The sequence below is a fragment of the Photobacterium sp. 2_MG-2023 genome (assembly GCF_030547675.1).
Classification (GTDB): domain Bacteria; phylum Pseudomonadota; class Gammaproteobacteria; order Enterobacterales; family Vibrionaceae; genus Photobacterium; species Photobacterium arenosum.
Map to the genome: position 1 here is coordinate 75,914 of NZ_JAUOQQ010000001.1, position 16,214 is coordinate 92,127.

Annotated in this window: 14 protein-coding genes and 1 tRNA gene; 11 read left to right on the forward strand and 4 right to left on the reverse strand. The window is 48.5% G+C overall.

Translation table 11 applies throughout. From position 1 onward, the window contains the following. Positions 1-60: 60 nt before the first annotated feature. Positions 61-660 (reverse strand): Yip1 family protein, encoded by a 600-nt coding sequence (locus tag Q4491_RS00315; RefSeq protein ID WP_161444961.1) that lies wholly within the window; start codon positions 658-660, stop codon positions 61-63. A 147-nt stretch (positions 661-807) separates the two neighbouring features. Beyond that, positions 808-1,686, reverse strand: a complete 879-nt coding sequence (locus tag Q4491_RS00320; RefSeq protein WP_303453195.1) for a LysR family transcriptional regulator — start codon at positions 1,684-1,686, stop codon at positions 808-810. Between the two features lie 329 nt (positions 1,687-2,015). On the opposite strand from Q4491_RS00320, the gene Q4491_RS00325 reads away from it, so the two are divergent. The 3 genes from Q4491_RS00325 (at position 2,016) to galU (ending at position 4,814) form a co-directional block, all read left to right on the forward strand. After that, positions 2,016-3,104 carry a response regulator gene (locus Q4491_RS00325; protein ID WP_218382866.1) on the forward strand — a complete coding sequence of 363 codons (1,089 nt, stop codon included), beginning with the start codon at positions 2,016-2,018 and terminating at the stop codon, positions 3,102-3,104. A 149-nt stretch (positions 3,105-3,253) separates the two neighbouring features. Next, the gene (rfaH, locus tag Q4491_RS00330) at positions 3,254-3,754 is read left to right on the forward strand and encodes a transcription/translation regulatory transformer protein RfaH (RefSeq protein WP_192015098.1); all 501 of its coding nucleotides are present in this window, start codon (positions 3,254-3,256) and stop codon (positions 3,752-3,754) included. Positions 3,755-3,911: 157 nt separating this feature from the next. Further along, positions 3,912-4,814 (forward strand): UTP--glucose-1-phosphate uridylyltransferase GalU, encoded by a 903-nt coding sequence (gene galU, locus Q4491_RS00335; RefSeq protein ID WP_192015099.1) that lies wholly within the window; start codon positions 3,912-3,914, stop codon positions 4,812-4,814. 105 nt (positions 4,815-4,919) lie between these two features. Here galU and folD read toward each other — a convergent pair whose 3' ends face one another. Next, complete coding sequence (gene folD, locus Q4491_RS00340; protein ID WP_192015100.1) at positions 4,920-5,777, reverse strand: bifunctional methylenetetrahydrofolate dehydrogenase/methenyltetrahydrofolate cyclohydrolase FolD; 858 nt, start codon at positions 5,775-5,777, stop codon at positions 4,920-4,922. A 352-nt stretch (positions 5,778-6,129) separates the two neighbouring features. On the opposite strand from folD, the gene Q4491_RS00345 reads away from it, so the two are divergent. The 8 genes from Q4491_RS00345 (at position 6,130) to Q4491_RS00380 (ending at position 15,578) form a co-directional block, all read left to right on the forward strand. After that, positions 6,130-6,206: transfer RNA gene (locus tag Q4491_RS00345), tRNA-Arg, on the forward strand. 417 nt (positions 6,207-6,623) lie between these two features. Next, a complete protein-coding gene (gene tig / locus Q4491_RS00350; protein WP_192015101.1) occupies positions 6,624-7,928 on the forward strand; it encodes a trigger factor in 1,305 nt (434 codons plus the stop codon). 106 nt (positions 7,929-8,034) lie between these two features. Beyond that, positions 8,035-8,658 carry an ATP-dependent Clp endopeptidase proteolytic subunit ClpP gene (gene clpP / locus Q4491_RS00355; RefSeq protein ID WP_192015102.1) on the forward strand — a complete coding sequence of 208 codons (624 nt, stop codon included), beginning with the start codon at positions 8,035-8,037 and terminating at the stop codon, positions 8,656-8,658. Positions 8,659-8,772: 114 nt separating this feature from the next. Further along, positions 8,773-10,053 (forward strand): ATP-dependent protease ATP-binding subunit ClpX, encoded by a 1,281-nt coding sequence (clpX, locus tag Q4491_RS00360; RefSeq protein WP_027252852.1) that lies wholly within the window; start codon positions 8,773-8,775, stop codon positions 10,051-10,053. Between the two features lie 139 nt (positions 10,054-10,192). Continuing rightward, entirely contained in the window at positions 10,193-12,565 is a 2,373-nt protein-coding gene (lon, locus tag Q4491_RS00365) for an endopeptidase La (RefSeq protein WP_303453211.1), read from the forward strand. Positions 12,566-12,799: 234 nt separating this feature from the next. Next, the gene (hupB, locus tag Q4491_RS00370) at positions 12,800-13,072 is read left to right on the forward strand and encodes a nucleoid-associated protein HU-beta (RefSeq protein ID WP_027252850.1); all 273 of its coding nucleotides are present in this window, start codon (positions 12,800-12,802) and stop codon (positions 13,070-13,072) included. A 195-nt stretch (positions 13,073-13,267) separates the two neighbouring features. Then, positions 13,268-15,160, forward strand: coding sequence for a peptidylprolyl isomerase (gene ppiD, locus Q4491_RS00375; RefSeq protein ID WP_303453216.1), 1,893 nt, complete (start codon positions 13,268-13,270; stop codon positions 15,158-15,160). Between the two features lie 133 nt (positions 15,161-15,293). Then, positions 15,294-15,578 (forward strand): ComEA family DNA-binding protein, encoded by a 285-nt coding sequence (locus Q4491_RS00380; RefSeq protein WP_027252848.1) that lies wholly within the window; start codon positions 15,294-15,296, stop codon positions 15,576-15,578. A gap of 62 nt (positions 15,579-15,640) precedes the next feature. Here the strand turns inward: Q4491_RS00380 and rrtA are convergent, their stop codons facing one another. Next, the gene (rrtA, locus tag Q4491_RS00385; RefSeq protein WP_303453222.1) at positions 15,641-16,213 is read right to left on the reverse strand and encodes a rhombosortase; all 573 of its coding nucleotides are present in this window, start codon (positions 16,211-16,213) and stop codon (positions 15,641-15,643) included. Between the last annotated feature and the right edge of the window lies 1 nt (position 16,214).

Here is a 16,214-nt window from a genome sequence, read left to right on the forward strand (position 1 = left end):
TGAACACAAAAAGGCAAGCTCCCGGAGCTTGCCTTTTTAATGTGTTGAAGCCGGGACAGGTTAGTGGCTGAACTGTGGCCCCAATCCCATGTTCCACAGGATGACTGAGCCGGCAATGATGGAAACCAGCAATACCAGGCCACAGGTTACAATCGAGCTGGCATAGATAAAGCCGCGCTCTTCCGGAATGTGCATCAGAATAGGGACACCTGTGTATAGCAGGTACACGGAGTAGGTAATACCGACCAGTCCGGCCATCATCAGAAACCACAACTGAGGGTACAAGGCGGCAATACTGATCATAAACAGCGGCGTTGCTGTGTAAGCTGCCAATTCAAGCGCTTGGGTATAGGTTGGTGTTGAGCCAAAGGTATGGCTCATCCAGTATGTCAGGTAGGCAAGCGCAAATACCCCGCCAATCAGGGCAAAGTACATGGCAACAGACATGAACAGCGCACTGGACGGTGTCAGGTAAATCGGGTCAACAGCCCCGACCCGCCAGCCGATAAACACACTGGAAATGTAGGCAAAAATAGGTGGAAGCAAGGCGATCAGCATAATGTGGCTCAAACTGCTTTGCATCCCCTCATGCTGCTCATCAATGTTGTGCCACTCTTTTTTGGGATGAGTGTAAAGCCCGAATAAATGTCCCAGAATCATAACCTATCCTCGTTATCTAGGGTGCAAATCGCACAACGTATTGCAGGTTGTTGTTCAGAACACTGTCAGTGCATATCCGGGCACTTTTTGTGTTCTTTGTCATATAACGTTTAGACGGGCTTCTGCCGGTTGGCAAGGAGAGCAGGCTCAGGATGTGCTGAAGAAGTGACTTACGAACTCAATAAACAGCCTCAGCTTCTCTGGCTGGTGATCTTTGTGGTTATAGAGAAGATAGACATTGCGCGGGTTGGCCGACCAGTTATCCAGCACTCGTACCAGCTCACCGCTGTGAATGTATTTTTTCAGCATGGCATCTGGCATTAATGTAATTCCCAGCCCGGCCACACAAGCTTTCCTGACCACATTCAGCTGATTGGACTCGAAGCGTCCCTTCTCATTAACCGTGATGTTTTCTCCGTCTTTGTTGCTGAGCCGCCAGCGCAGCAGAGGAGAGCCTTTGAGCAGGGAGTGCTTGCACAGATCTTGCGCATGAGTGAGCGTTGGGTGACGTTGCAGATAATCTGGGCTGGCAACCAGTATATCTTCCACCGCGTTTATTTTACGGGCAATCAGTGCCGAATCACGTTGCGGACCGACACGAAAGATAACATCCCAGTCAGTTGGGTCTAACTGCTCGGGTTCGTTGCTCAGAAACAATTCAATACTGATAGCCGGGTGTTCAAGCATGAAGGCGTTGAGCATAGGTTGCAGCATGACTTTGCTCAGATTGGTCGGAGCCGCTATTTTGAGTCGTCCGCTTGCCCCTCTGGACTCTTCCCGAATATTTTCTGCGGTATCCAGTAACTGTTGAAGCAATGGCGTACACAGCTGGTAATACTGCTGGCCAGCTTCAGTCAGCGACAGCTTGCGAGCATGGCGGTTTAGCAGGCGCAGGTTCAGGCTTTCTTCCAGTGCCTGTATACGGCGGGTCAGTGTGGCAACAGGCACCTGATGCTTGCGAGAAGCGGCGGTATAGCTGCCTTCCTCAACCACAATGCGAAATAAATTTAAATCATCAAGCTTCATAGGCGTGTCGTGAGCGGATATGAGAAAGTGGGAATTGTATAACAAAACACTCAATGTGAAGAGGTTAACATTGAGTGTTATTAAAATAGGACCTTCAGGGACCAAAACGAGTTTCGCAATGGGCAAGATTTTGAACTGGCTAACAGAATACTAAAACTAAAGTTCATGAACAGGCAGACGCCCTGACGTAGCGCGGTTTTACGCCTATCCTAAATGAGAACATTCATCGCGACTACCCAACTTCGCACAGATTCAATTAGAAGGATGTGCCTGTTCAGCAGAATATTATTCTGTGCTCTTGGCCCCTTGTTTCATGGAGGGCACAATCGTTGCTAGAAGGTAAAGATATCCTCATTGTGGAGGACGATCCGGTGTTTCGCCGGATGATAACAGGCTTTTTGCTATCGCAAGGATGCGAGGTCAGGGAAGCTGAAGACGGTTTACAGGGACTGCGGGCCCTGCGCGACGGTATCCCTGATGTGCTTTTGTGCGATCTGGCTATGCCTGTATTGACAGGCATGGAGTTTGTTGAAGAGGTTTCGCTGCATTACCCCATGATTCCTGTCATTGTCATTTCCGGTACCGGTGAAATGGCCGATGTCGCAGCCGCTCTCAGGCATGGCGTCAAAGATTTTCTGGTCAAACCGCTGGATAACATCATGGTGCTGAAAGCTGCACTGATGTCGGTACTCAAAGCACAGGAAAACACAACCGAATACACAGACTTTTCCAGCCAGCTATTGCAGCATGACTCGACGGTAGATGAAGAACTGCAGTGGCATATCAATGAGCTGGAATCAAATCCGGAGATTGCTCGCGAGCTGCTGGTGGGGCTGATGCCGGACACCTTGTCCCGTCAGGGAGACTGGCAGATGAGCTACTGCGTTTTGCAGTCTGCCGATGTGCAGCCCGTGTTGCTCGACTACACTTGGTTGATGGACGGTCGTCTGGCTTTCTATCTGCTTGATGCCGAGTCAGGGGGCCGGCAGGGGGCGGCCACTGTGCTGCTGATACGGGCATTGTTCAATGACTATCTGCGCAAACGTATGGCAAGCGAGAATGACATTTCCAGTATGCTGCAAACCATTGAAAACGGGATGAAGCAGTCGGGTTACGCTGTGCCTATCAAGGGGTTGTTTGGTATTTTTGATGCGTGTGACAGAAGCCTGGTGGTGGTGTCAACCGGATCGGAAGCGATGCTGAGAACCAGCGATGGAGAAATGATAGTCCCGGCTGGCACCAGTCTGGGAGACGGGGCACGAAAAAACCTCACCTCTTCCTATGTTCTGCCGTATTCAGGCGCACGTTTGTCTTTAAGCAAAATTGGTGCCGCTAATTTCAGTATTACAATTCAGCGACTGGACGCCATGAAAGAGCATGAAATCCATCCGGCAGTGAAAGCAAAAACGAAAGTTTAGCGGAGAATCAATACACTATCAGCTTTAGGAGTAAACTGGAAAACGTTGGAAAAGTAAACGCTTAGCGTCAATGTACAGGGAAACTATTGAGGTTTATACCTCCCACCATATAATCACTTTCAGACAGACATTTTCCGGGCAGAGACGATATGAAAGATTGGTACCTACTTTATTGCAAGCGAAGCGAGCAGGAGCGGGCCGTGGTCAATCTGGATCGTCAGGGCGTAGAGTGCTATTACCCTCAGGTACTCGTCGAGAAAGTGGTGCGCGGAAAACGTGTCACTGTGAATGAACCACTGTTCCCTAATTATATGTTTGTTTGTTTTGACCCTGAATATGTCAGCTATACCACAGTCCGCTCGACGCGCGGTGTGGCTGACTTTATCCGCCAGGGGGCATACCCGCAAAAAGTTCAGCCTGAACTGCTGTTTGAGTTAATGACGAATGAAAATTGCGAAGAACACAGACGTCTGTTGTCTAATCTGCCCAAACCCGGCGAGTGCCTCGAGCTCAAACAAGGCCAGTTTAAGGGCCTTGAAGCCATCTATCAGGAACCTGACGGTGAAAAGCGCTCATTCATGCTGATAAACTTGCTCGGTAAACCGGTGAAAATCAGTATAGATAACGCAGATATCGTCCGCCGTGGGTAACCTGGTCGTGGCTTAAACATTCCGCCATCTCTGTCCTGCGTAATCTGTCTTTTTGTCGTTGAGGACACCAGCTCACGCTTATTGCTCAGATCTCTCGCTGCATAAAGGCAAGTTTGTTATATTGCGACTGACAATGACAACGTACATGGAAAAAGCAATGCAAAAGTCTTCCCCAGTTCGTAAAGCGGTCATTCCGGTAGCCGGTTTAGGGACCAGGATGTTACCAGCCACAAAGGCCATTCCCAAAGAGATGCTGCCTATTGTGGACAAACCTCTTATTCAATATGTCGTGAATGAATGTGTTGCGGCCGGTATTAAAGAAATAGTGCTGGTTACCCATTCGTCTAAAAACTCTATTGAAAACCACTTTGATACTTCATTTGAGCTGGAAGCAACGCTTGAAAAGCGGGTTAAGCGTCAGTTGCTGGATGAAGTACAGAACATCTGTCCAAGTGATGTGACCATAATGCATGTGCGTCAGGGCCAGGCAAAAGGCCTGGGCCATGCGGTACTTTGTGCCCGTCCACTGGTAGGCAACGAGCCGTTTGCCGTTGTCCTGCCAGATGTGATTCTGGATGATGCTGCCAGCGATCTGCGTAGTGAGAACATGGCAGCTATGGTTAATCTGTTCAATGAAACAGGTGTTAGCCAGGTCATGGTAGAGCCAGTACCAATGTCGGAAGTGTCTAACTATGGTGTGGCTGATGTGAATGGCGAGCAAATTGCGCCAGGCGATTCAGCCTCTATGGCCAAGGTTGTTGAGAAACCAGCGGCTGATCAGGCGCCGTCTAACCTGGCCATCGTGGGGCGATATATCCTTCCTGCCGAAATCTGGGAAATTCTTGCCAAAACTCCGATTGGTGCAGGTGATGAAATTCAGCTGACAGACGCAATTGATATGTTGATGGAAAAGCAGCAGGTTAATGCGTTCCACATGACTGGTAAGAGCCATGATTGCGGCAGTAAACTGGGTTATATGCAGGCATTCGTAGAATACGGCTTACGCCACCCTGTGCTCGGGAATGATTTCGCGGCTTATCTGAAAACGCTGCAGAAATAACGCGGGTTATAACAGGTTATAAAAGCTGGCCAGTACCGAGATGAATAACAAAAACAGCGAGGTTGATTACCTCGCTGTTTTTGTCTCTGGATAACTAAATACCTGTCAGCTTTCGTGGAATTGCTCACAGGCCAGCAGGGTATTTTCGATCAGTGTGGCAACCGTCATCGGGCCAACACCACCAGGGACGGGAGTAATGTGTTTGGCCTTTTGGCGCGCGACATCATATTCCACATCACCCACCAGGGTGCCGTTGTCCAGGCGATTGATACCGACATCTATGATAGTCGCGCCTTCTTTAATCCAGCTACCCGGAATAAAATTAGGCTTTCCTACCGCGACAACCAGGATATCAGCCTGACGAACATGGCTTTCCAGATCCTGAGTGAATCGGTGACAGGTTGTGGTCGTGGCGCCGGCAAGCAACAGTTCAAGGGTCATAGGGCGGCCAACGATATTAGAAGCACCCACAATAACCGCATGTTTGCCACGAGCCTGGATGTTATAGCGCTCCAGCAAAGTGATAATCCCCTTTGGTGTGCATGAGCGCAGTTTCGGGATGCGCTGGCACAGACGCCCGACGTTATAGGGGTGGAAACCGTCGACATCTTTCTCGGGGTTAATATGTTCAAGCACTTTGGTGGAGTCAATGCCTGCAGGCAGAGGCAACTGTACCAGTATCCCGTCTATGGACTGATCCGCATTCAGTTCATCAATCAGCGCCAGCAGTTCGACTTCTGCAGTATCAGCAGGAAGGTCGAATGAGCGAGAGATAAAGCCCACTTCTTCACAGGCTTTACGCTTGCTGCCGACATAAATCTGTGAGGCAGGATCCTGACCTACCAGAATGACGGCTAACCCAGGTGCACGTAATCCCGCGTCAGTGCGAGCCTTAACACGTGCAGCAACTTCTTGTCTGACAGTTTGTGAGATAAGTTTTCCATCAATGATTTGAGCGGCCATGATTTTCCTTTGTACAGAAATGAGCTGAGCAGGCATATTGTCGCAGAGATAAGGGGGGAAATCTATAGCGCAAACGTTTGCTTTTTGCAGGCTTCAGATAAAATCCCTGCGTTAATAAAGAAGTAATTACTGCCTAAAATACTGCAATCTAAAGATTTTCAAATAATAAGTGCTTAGCTGTACAGAGAAAGGATGTGTTTCGCTGAGGCAACAAAGGTGGGTGTTTGCCGTAAGTTTAACCGCTTGGTGCATTTGGCGAGGTATTTTAACGTTTTATCGTTGACCTTGATCTCAAGCGACGTATAATTCACCCCCGTTAGTTAACGCTCCTGGTTGCTAACTCTCAGACAATGCGCCCTTAGCTCAGTTGGATAGAGCACGTGCCTTCTAAGCATGTGGTCGCAGGTTCGAATCCTGCAGGGCGCGCCACTTTTCTTCGTCACACCCTTCTTTTTCTACTCGCTTCTTCATTTTTCATCTTTGGTTACAGTGCGCAAAGCAGCATGCAGTATTGATTAAAATTCCTGCACTGAATCGACATTTGAACAAAAAAGCGAGGCTAAACTGCAATTTTTTCGTGTTTTCTCTTGAAAATGCGAATTCAGACCCTATCTTGTCCGAAGGTTTACACTTGGTGTGACACCAGATGCCTCGACGAAAGAGGGCTGGGTCGTTATAATACCGCGCTTTAATTTTTGTTTCAGTGGCACTGGCTAGTGATACAGAAATTGACCGAATTCAGGCGTTATGGTGTTCAAGCCGTAACACGAAAGGATGCCAGCGTCAGCAGAGATCTGACGGGCAAGATAACTCAGTCAACCTGAGTCAGTTTTGAGGTTTAAGAAAATGCAAGTTACCGTTGAAACCACTGAAGGCCTAGAACGCCAAATTACGATTACTGTACCTGCTGCAAACATCGAAGATGCAGTAACTGCCCAGTTGCAGAAAATCGCTAAAACCCGTCGTTTTGACGGTTTCCGTCCTGGTAAAGCACCAATCAAGATGGTTGCACGTATGTTCGGCGCATCTGTACGTCAGGATGTACTGGGTGAAGTGATGCAGCGTCATTACATTGAAGCTATCGTTAAAGAGAAAATTAACCCAGCCGGTGCGCCAACGTTCACGCCAGTCGACATGGCTGAAGGTAAGGATCTGGTTTTCAAAGCAACCTTCGAAGTGTTCCCTGAGATTGAACTGACGGGTCTGGACAAGATTGCTATCGAGAAGCCAGCTGCTGAAGTGAAAGAAGAAGACGTTGCTCAGATGCTGGAAACACTGCGTAAGCAGCAAGCTAACTGGGCTGAAGTTGATACCGCTGCTGACGCAGACAGCCGTGTGACTATCGATTTCACTGGTTCTATTGACGGTGAAGAATTCGACGGCGGTAAAGCAGAAGCTTTCCCTCTGGCAATGGGCCAGGGCCGTATGATTCCAGGCTTCGAAGAAGGTATCGTTGGTAAGAAAGCGGGTGAAGAGTTCAGCATTGAAGTCACTTTCCCTGAAGACTATCACGCCGAGAACCTGAAAGGTAAAGCGGCTGTGTTCGCCATCAAGCTGCACAAAGTAGAAGCTCAGGAGCTGCCAGAGCTGAACGACGAATTTGTGAAGAAGTTTGGCGTTGAAGACGGTTCTGTTGAAGGCCTGAAAGCTGAAGTGCGCAAGAACATGGAGCGCGAGCTGAAGCAAGCGGTTAAAGGCCGTATCAAGGATCAGGTTCTGAATGGTCTGATTGAACAAAACGACATTGCTGTACCTTCTGCGCTGATTGACCAGGAAGTTAACACCCTGCGTCAGCAGGCTGTTCAGCGTTTCGGCGGTAATGCGGATAATGCACCAGAGCTGCCACGTGAGCTGTTCGAAGAGCAAGCTAAACGTCGTGTAGTAGTTGGTCTGCTGCTGGGTGAAGTGATCAAGGCTGAAGAACTGAAAGCCGATGACGAGCGAGTTAAGGCGCTGATCACTGAAATGGCATCTGCTTATGAAGATCCAACGGAAGTTGTTGCATACTATGAAAAGAATGAGCAACTGATGAACAACATGCGTAATGTTGCTCTGGAAGAACAAGCGATTGATGCTCTACTGGCTAAAGCACAGGTTTCAGAAAAAGAAGTAAGCTTCAATGAGCTGATGAATCAGCAACCAGCAGCTTAATTGACTGAAATGACTGTAAAGATTTGACTTCATTTCAAATCTTCTGCTAACAATGGTCCGTATGAGTCAATCATTCGGGCCATTAATTTTTTGGGGAAATAAGGTTATGAGCTACCAAGATAATAACGCCATGTCGCCAATTATGAATGCGCTGGTTCCTATGGTGGTCGAGCAGACCTCTCGTGGCGAGCGTTCCTACGACATCTATTCCCGACTATTGAAGGAGCGTGTGATCTTTCTGACCGGTCAGGTTGAAGATCAGATGGCGAACCTGGTTGTGGCACAGCTGTTGTTCCTGGAGTCAGAGAACCCTGACAAAGATATTTTCCTGTATATTAACTCCCCTGGTGGCTCAGTCACTGCAGGTATGTCCATCTATGACACTATGCAACACATCAAACCGGATGTGAGTACCTTCTGTATGGGACAAGCATGTTCAATGGGTGCATTCCTGCTGGCAGGTGGAGCGAAAGGTAAACGTTTTTGTCTGCCTAATTCCCGTGTAATGATCCACCAACCATTAGGCGGTTTCCAGGGACAGGCTTCTGATATTCAGATTCATGCTCAGGAAATTCTGACAATTAAGAAGCGATTAAACAATCTGCTGGCTGACCATACCGGCCAACCATTGGAAATCGTTGAAAAAGATACAGACCGTGACAACTTCATGTCTGCTGAGCAGGCTGCGGAGTATGGACTGGTTGATGCCGTTTTGAATAAGCGTGACTAACCTGTCATTATGGTGCACAGTGCTCTGAAGGCGCAAGGTGACAGCAAAGTGACGAGAGATGTTATACACTCAAAACAAGGCAAGGATGGGTGAAACCCAATATGAGGTTAGCGAATGACAGATAAGCGAAAAGAGAGTGGTAGTGGAAAACTGCTGTACTGCTCTTTCTGCGGTAAAAGTCAGCATGAAGTTCGCAAGCTGATTGCTGGCCCTTCTGTGTATATTTGCGATGAGTGCGTCGATCTGTGTAACGACATCATTCGCGAAGAAATCAAAGAAGTTATGCCAAAGCGCGATGGTAATGAACTGCCAACGCCAAGGGAGATCCGCACGCACTTAGATGATTATGTCATCGGCCAGGATCACGCGAAGAAAGTACTGGCTGTAGCTGTCTACAACCATTACAAGCGTTTGCGTAATGGCGACACCACAAGTGATGGTGTCGAGTTGGGTAAAAGTAACATCCTGCTGATAGGTCCGACGGGTAGTGGTAAAACACTGCTTGCAGAAACGCTGGCGCGTATGCTGGATGTACCTTTCACTATGGCGGATGCAACGACCCTGACCGAAGCCGGTTATGTCGGTGAAGATGTAGAAAACATCATCCAGAAGTTGCTGCAGAAATGTGATTACGATGTCGCTAAAGCTGAGCGCGGAATAGTTTATATTGATGAAATTGACAAGATTTCCCGTAAATCTGACAACCCATCAATTACCCGTGACGTGTCTGGCGAAGGTGTGCAGCAGGCGCTGCTGAAATTGATCGAGGGTACGGTTGCCTCTGTGCCTCCACAGGGCGGTCGTAAACATCCTCAGCAGGAGTTCCTGCAGGTTGATACATCGAAAATACTCTTTATTTGTGGTGGTGCATTTGCAGGCCTGGATAAAGTGGTAGAGCAACGTGTGGCAACCAGTTCAGGTATTGGTTTTGGTGCGGAAGTCCGCTCTAAAGATCAGCGCAACACACTCAGTGATTTATTCGAGAAAGTCGAACCGGAAGATCTGGTGAAATACGGTTTGATCCCTGAGTTTATCGGTCGTCTGCCAGTCACTGCGATTTTGAGTGAGCTGGATGAATCTGCTCTGGTGCAGATTCTGCGTGAGCCGAAAAATGCGCTGACAAAACAGTATGCTGCATTACTGGAGCTGGAAAACGTTGAACTGGAATTTCGTGACGATGCGCTGCAGGCAATTGCCCGTAAAGCCATGGAACGTAAAACCGGTGCACGTGGCCTTCGCTCTATCGTAGAGGCGGTACTGCTGGATACTATGTATGAGCTACCTTCTGCCGAAGGCGTGAGTAAAGTAGTGATTGATGAGTCGGTTATTAAAGGGGAATCTGAACCTTTGCTGATTTATGAAAACACTGAAAATCAAGCTGCAGGCGGCGAGTAAGTGGTTGCAAAACGTACAGTTTGAGTAAATAAAGGAGGCTTTGGCCTCCTTTTTGATTTTCTGGCAAATCGACCGTTGAATCTTGTCAGTCTGCCCCCATATACTCACTAAAAGAGACTGAACGGAAAGAGAGAACAATATGAACCTGGAGCGTTCGGAACGCCTTGCCATTCCCGTTCTGCCACTGCGTGACGTGGTGGTCTACCCTCATATGGTTATTCCATTGTTTGTAGGCCGGGATAAATCCATTCGTTGCCTTGAAACCGCAATGGATAACGATAAACAAATTTTGTTGGTTGCCCAAAAAGAAGCGGCAACTGACGAACCAACCGTTGACGATCTCTATGATGTCGGCACAGTGGCGACCATACTGCAGCTCCTGAAATTGCCTGATGGCACAGTGAAGGTGTTGGTAGAAGGTCAGCAGCGTGCAAACGTTAAGAAGTTGACTGACGACGAATTTTTCAGTGCGGAAGCGGAATTTCTGGTCACGCCGGAAATGGACGAACGCGAGCAGGAAGTGCTGGTTCGCACTGCGATCAATCAGTTTGAAGGCTTTATCAAGCTGAACAAGAAGATCCCGCCTGAAGTGCTTACGTCACTGAATGGTATTGATGAGGCCGCTCGCCTTGCCGATACCATTGCTGCGCACATGCCACTGAAACTGGCAGATAAGCAGAAAGTGCTCGAAATTGTGGATATCACGGAACGTCTGGAGTTCCTGATGGCCATGATGGAATCTGAAATTGATCTGCTGCAGGTAGAGAAACGTATCCGTGGCCGCGTCAAGAAACAGATGGAAAAGAGCCAGCGCGAGTACTATCTGAATGAGCAGATGAAAGCCATCCAGAAAGAACTGGGTGAGCTGGATGATGCACCGGACGAATTCGAATCGTTGAAGAAAAAAATCGACGAGTCGAAGATGCCAGCCGAAGCACGTGAAAAAACTGAGCAAGAATTGCAAAAGCTGAAAATGATGTCGCCGATGTCAGCTGAAGCGACTGTGGTTCGTGGTTATATCGACTGGATGCTGAGTGTGCCCTGGTACAAGCGTACCAAGGTCAAGAAAGATCTGGCTAAAGCGGAAGAGATCCTCAATGCCGATCACTATGGCCTGGAACGCGTCAAAGACCGCATTCTTGAGTATTTAGCTGTCCAGAGCCGTATTAATAAGCTGAAAGGCCCGATCCTGTGTCTGGTTGGCCCTCCTGGTGTCGGTAAAACGTCTCTGGGGCAGTCGATTGCTGCTGCCACTGGCCGTAAATACGTGCGTATGGCGCTGGGCGGGGTGCGTGATGAAGCGGAAATCCGTGGTCACCGCCGGACTTACATCGGCTCAATGCCAGGCAAGCTGATCCAGAAAATGGCCAAAGTTGGCGTGAAAAACCCACTGTTCCTGCTGGATGAGATCGACAAGATGTCTTCCGACATGCGTGGCGATCCTGCATCAGCGTTGCTGGAAGTCCTGGATCCGGAACAGAACAATGCGTTTAACGACCATTATCTGGAAGTGGATTACGATTTGTCCGACGTGATGTTCGTGGCGACATCGAACTCGATGAATATTCCTGGCCCGTTACTGGACCGTATGGAAGTGATTCGCCTGTCTGGTTATACCGAGGACGAAAAACTCAACATCGCCAAACGTCACTTGCTGGAAAAACAGATTCAACGTAACGGCCTGAAAAAAGGCGAAGTGGAGATAGAAGATTCTGCCATCATCGGCATCATCCGCTACTACACCCGCGAAGCTGGCGTGCGTAATCTTGAGCGTGAAATTTCCAAATTGTGCCGTAAAGCGGTGAAAGAGATCCTGCTGAACCCGAAAGTGAAAAAGGTCACCATTAATCAGGCGAACCTGAAGCAGTACTTGGGTGTGCAGCGCTTCGACTACGGAAAAGCAGAAGAAAGCAACCGTATTGGACAAGTCACCGGGCTGGCGTGGACCGAGGTGGGCGGCGATCTGCTGACCATTGAAACTGAGTCTATGCCGGGCAAAGGCAAGCTGTCTTACACCGGATCTCTCGGCGATGTGATGCAGGAGTCAATTCAGGCAGCAATGACTGTGGTACGTACTCGCGCAGAGAAACTGGGTATTAATAACGACTTCTATGAGAAGCGTGATATCCATGTTCATGTTCCTGAAGGGGCAACCCCTAAAGACGGTCCAAGTGCGGGTATAGCAATGTGTACGGCACTGGTGTCGAGCCTGACAGGTAACCCTGTGCGCAGCGATGTGGCGATGACAGGTGAAATTACCCTGCGTGGTGAAGTTCTGCCTATCGGTGGTTTGAAAGAAAAACTGCTGGCAGCACACCGTGGTGGTATTAAAACTGTGCTGATTCCAAAAGAGAATGAACGTGATCTGGAAGAGATCCCAGACAACGTGATTGCTGATTTGGAAGTCCGCCCGGTTCGCTGGATTGATGATGTGTTACGCATCGCCCTGGAAAATAATCCGACAGGGATCGAGCTGGTAAATGCTCAAAACAGTGATATGCAGCAAAATTAACAGATGTAAGAGGCTGACTGTGGTGGAAATCACTTGTCAGCCTTTTTCTGTCTGGCTATAAGTGGGGTCTAATTTGCTGTAAGTTCAATAATAACAAGGCTTACAGCCTGTTCAGTGTCACAATGAGCTGATAAATTAGACCTGATACAAGTTTTTGATTGTCCTTTGTCGTCACAGCGTAAACATAGATTATGCTGTTGTCAGGAAGACAATGTTCATAGAGGGGAAGAAATCGTGAACAAAACTCAATTGGTTGATAAAATTGCCGAAGGTGCTGATATTTCTAAAGCATCTGCTGGCCGTGCGCTGGACGCTTTCATTGAGGCAGTATCTGAGTCTCTGAAGGAAGGTGACCAGGTTGCGCTGGTTGGTTTTGGTACATTCTCTGTTCGTGAGCGCGCTGCCCGTACCGGCCGTAACCCACAAACGGGTGAAGAAATCCAAATCGCAGCAGCACGTGTACCAGGTTTCAAACCAGGTAAAGCGCTGAAAGATTCTGTCAACTGATTCTGGCTTTGCCAGTAAGTTGAAATGAACAAAACCTTACGCTTCTTGTCATATAGTGGCATTATTGCGTAACACGAGAGCGCATCATATCTGATGCGCTTTTTTTACATTGTATCAGGGTGAACAGATTGTGATTCTTCAGAATCGTAATCAACAGTTATTGCCAGCTCGAACAACTAGGAGATACGGCACGTTATGATGGAGCGGATGCGCGAAGGCGTTAGCAGCATTTGGGTGAAGATTATTCTCTCCCTAATCATATTTTCTTTTGTCTTTGCCGGTGTAGGCAGTTATCTGGCAAATTCTAATCAGCCTGTAGCGGCAAAGATTGACGGCGAGGAAATCAGCCAGAATCAGTTCGAGCAGGCATACCAGAACGAACGTAACCGTATGCAGTCGCAGCTGGGAGAGTATTTTTCTACGCTGATGGGTGACCCTGGCTATGTTCAGCAGTTTCGTCGCAGTGTGCTAGACCGTTTGGTGAACGATGCGCTGATTGAGCAACGTGCTAACGAGCTGGGCTTACGTATCAGTGATGATCAGGTGAAGCAAGCAATCCGTTCAATGCCTGAGTTTCAGCGTGACGGTAAGTTTGACAACGAAGTGTATGCTTCTTTGCTTCGTCGCTCGCGTTTCACGCCTGATCAATTTGCCGAGTACATGCGTACCGACATGCTGCGCCAGCAGCTGCTGAGCGCTATTCAGGGCAGTGATTTTGCATTGAATAACGAATTAACTCAGTTGCAGCAACTGGAGCAACAACAGCGTGAAGTGCGCAGTCTGACCCTGAACCTAGATACGTTTAAGGAAACTGTTGAGATCTCAGAAAGCGACAGCAAAGATTACTATGAGCAGCACCCGGAAGCCTTTACACGTCCGGAGCAAGTGAAAGTTGCTTATATTGAGCTGTCTGGCGATACACTGAAAAATACCATGGATGTCAGTGATGATGAGCTGAATGCGTATTATCAGGATAACCTGACTAAGTTCTCGACGCCTGAACAGCGCCATGTTCGCCACATTCTGATTCAGGGTGACGATGCAGAGGCCCAGTCAAAGGCGGAAGCGATTCTTGCCGAGCTGAACCAGGGAGCGGATTTTTCCGAGCTGGCAAGCTCCAAATCGGATGACACTTTTAGTGCGAAACAGGGTGGTGAGCTGGACTGGTTTGAGCGTGGTGTGATGGACCCTGCGTTTGAAGAAGCGGCTTTTGCTTTGGAAAACCAAGGCGATCTGTCTGGCGTAGTGAAATCCTCATTTGGCTATCACATCATTCAGCTGGAAGCGGTCAAAGCACCTACTGCCAAGCCTCTTGCCGAGGTTCGCAGCGGTCTGTTGGCGGATCTGCGTGAACAAAAAGCGGCTGAAGCGTTTTATCAGCTGCAGACCAAACTGGCGGAATCTGCTTTCGAGATACCGGATTCATTGGATGATGCGGCTAAAGCGGTCAATGCTAAAGTACAGAAGACTGACTTCTTCGCACTTAACAATGCCCAGGGCGTGTTGGCTTCACCTGCTGTTGTCCAGGCGCTAGGTAATGCGGAAGTACGTGAAGATGGGTTGAATTCTGAAGTCATTGAATTGGGTTCGGAGCATATCATTGTTGTGCGTGTTGATGAGTCTCGCCCTGAACAACTGCTACCGTTTGAGGAGGTTGCTGCTCAGGTGCATGAGATAATGGCAGCCCAGCGTGGTGAAGAAGCGGCTGAGAAGCAGGCTGATGAGATTCTTGCTGCATTGCGTAATGGTGATAGCGCCATTTTGGAGCAGTATGAACTGAGCTTTTCTGAACCTCAGACTATCAGTCGTCGTGGCAGCGATCCTGTGATTGCACAAGAAGCATTTGCGATGGCAAAACCTGAAGCGGGTAAGTCGGTCTATGGTGTGACTCATGACCAGCAGGGCAATGTTGTTGTGATTGCGCTGGATAAAGTGATTGAGCCTGAGATTGATTCGGCCAGCGTGAATGGGCAACTGGCCGAACAGGTTGCTCAGATGAATGCTCAGCAGGATGTAGCCGCTTTACTTGATGTTCTGCGCGCTGATGCAGAAGTGACCTATCCGGTATTGGATGCATCTGCAAACTAAATGTAATTGATAATTATAATAGACGGGCCGCTTTGTGCGGCCCGTCGTTTTTTTATCTTGTCATATTCTGGCGAGCATTATTGTGTGATTAAAAATGATTATCCTTGTGCTGAATTAACACCAAGGAGAAAAAATGAAAAACACATTTGCATTAATTTTGCTGGCGTCGAGCGTTGTCTTACCTGGAGTGGTGGATGCGTCCGATAAGCATGAAGGGATTGAAATAACAATTAATATCAATAGTGCCAATGCTGAGGAACTGGATAAGCTACTATTAGGCGTTGGTCCGGATAAAGCTCAGAGCATTATTGAATACCGGGAGCAGAATGGGAAATTTGCCACTATCGAGGATCTGAGTAAGGTCAAAGGCATTGGCGCCTCTACTGTAGACAAAAACCGCGATCGCATTCAGCTCTGATGAGCTGAAGACTGAAACGCCACTATCTTGTAAGGGGTGCAATGCGCCCCTTGCAACCTGCATTATTTAACGGGTGATGCTGATAACCTGAAAGCAGGTGGCAGCATGGCTAACAAGAAGCCACCGACAGCCCCTGCAAGATGCGCTTCCACTGCAATCTGTGCTTTAATCATGGACGCAGTTTCAGCGGACCCTCCGCTATACAAATCCCAGCTGATTTTTAGGATACCGGCTATCAGCAATAGCCGTCCACCAGCACGCTGTGTGCGAATATCCTGACAGGCTCCCCAAATGAAAACCCCATGTAACAGGCCGGACAATCCTGCGTAACCGTCCAGCTTGGTAAGAAACAGAGACAGGCCTACAATCAAGCTTAACGAGGCTAGTAACAGCCCGAAGCGTCCTGCAGTCAGGTAAAACCGGAACAGATAACTGATTATCAGCAGACCTGAAACATTCATGCCGAGATGGGCCCAATTGGTGTGGGTGAAATTTCCTGTTAGGATCCGCCACCATTGCCCGGCTTCAATGAGTGGACGCTGCCATTCAAGCAGTGCATGAAGTGGTGCAAGCTGTGCTGCGACACAAAAAAGACAGGTTGCCAGCAGAGACAGGAGCAGAGATCGTGATAACAAG

Excerpts from the sequence above, each read along its gene's own strand:
- Q4491_RS00315 (WP_161444961.1), bottom strand. The coding sequence starts at position 660 with ATGATTCTGGGACATTTATTCGGGCTTTACACTCATCCCAAAAAAGAG.
- Q4491_RS00320 (WP_303453195.1), bottom strand. The coding sequence starts at position 1,686 with ATGAAGCTTGATGATTTAAATTTATTTCGCATTGTGGTTGAGGAAGGC.
- rfaH (WP_192015098.1), top strand. The coding sequence starts at position 3,254 with ATGAAAGATTGGTACCTACTTTATTGCAAGCGAAGCGAGCAGGAGCGG.
- galU (WP_192015099.1), top strand. The coding sequence starts at position 3,912 with ATGCAAAAGTCTTCCCCAGTTCGTAAAGCGGTCATTCCGGTAGCCGGT.
- folD (WP_192015100.1), bottom strand. The coding sequence starts at position 5,777 with ATGGCCGCTCAAATCATTGATGGAAAACTTATCTCACAAACTGTCAGA.
- tig (WP_192015101.1), top strand. The coding sequence starts at position 6,624 with ATGCAAGTTACCGTTGAAACCACTGAAGGCCTAGAACGCCAAATTACG.
- clpP (WP_192015102.1), top strand. The coding sequence starts at position 8,035 with ATGAGCTACCAAGATAATAACGCCATGTCGCCAATTATGAATGCGCTG.
- clpX (WP_027252852.1), top strand. The coding sequence starts at position 8,773 with ATGACAGATAAGCGAAAAGAGAGTGGTAGTGGAAAACTGCTGTACTGC.
- lon (WP_303453211.1), top strand. The coding sequence starts at position 10,193 with ATGAACCTGGAGCGTTCGGAACGCCTTGCCATTCCCGTTCTGCCACTG.
- ppiD (WP_303453216.1), top strand. The coding sequence starts at position 13,268 with ATGATGGAGCGGATGCGCGAAGGCGTTAGCAGCATTTGGGTGAAGATT.
- Q4491_RS00380 (WP_027252848.1), top strand. The coding sequence starts at position 15,294 with ATGAAAAACACATTTGCATTAATTTTGCTGGCGTCGAGCGTTGTCTTA.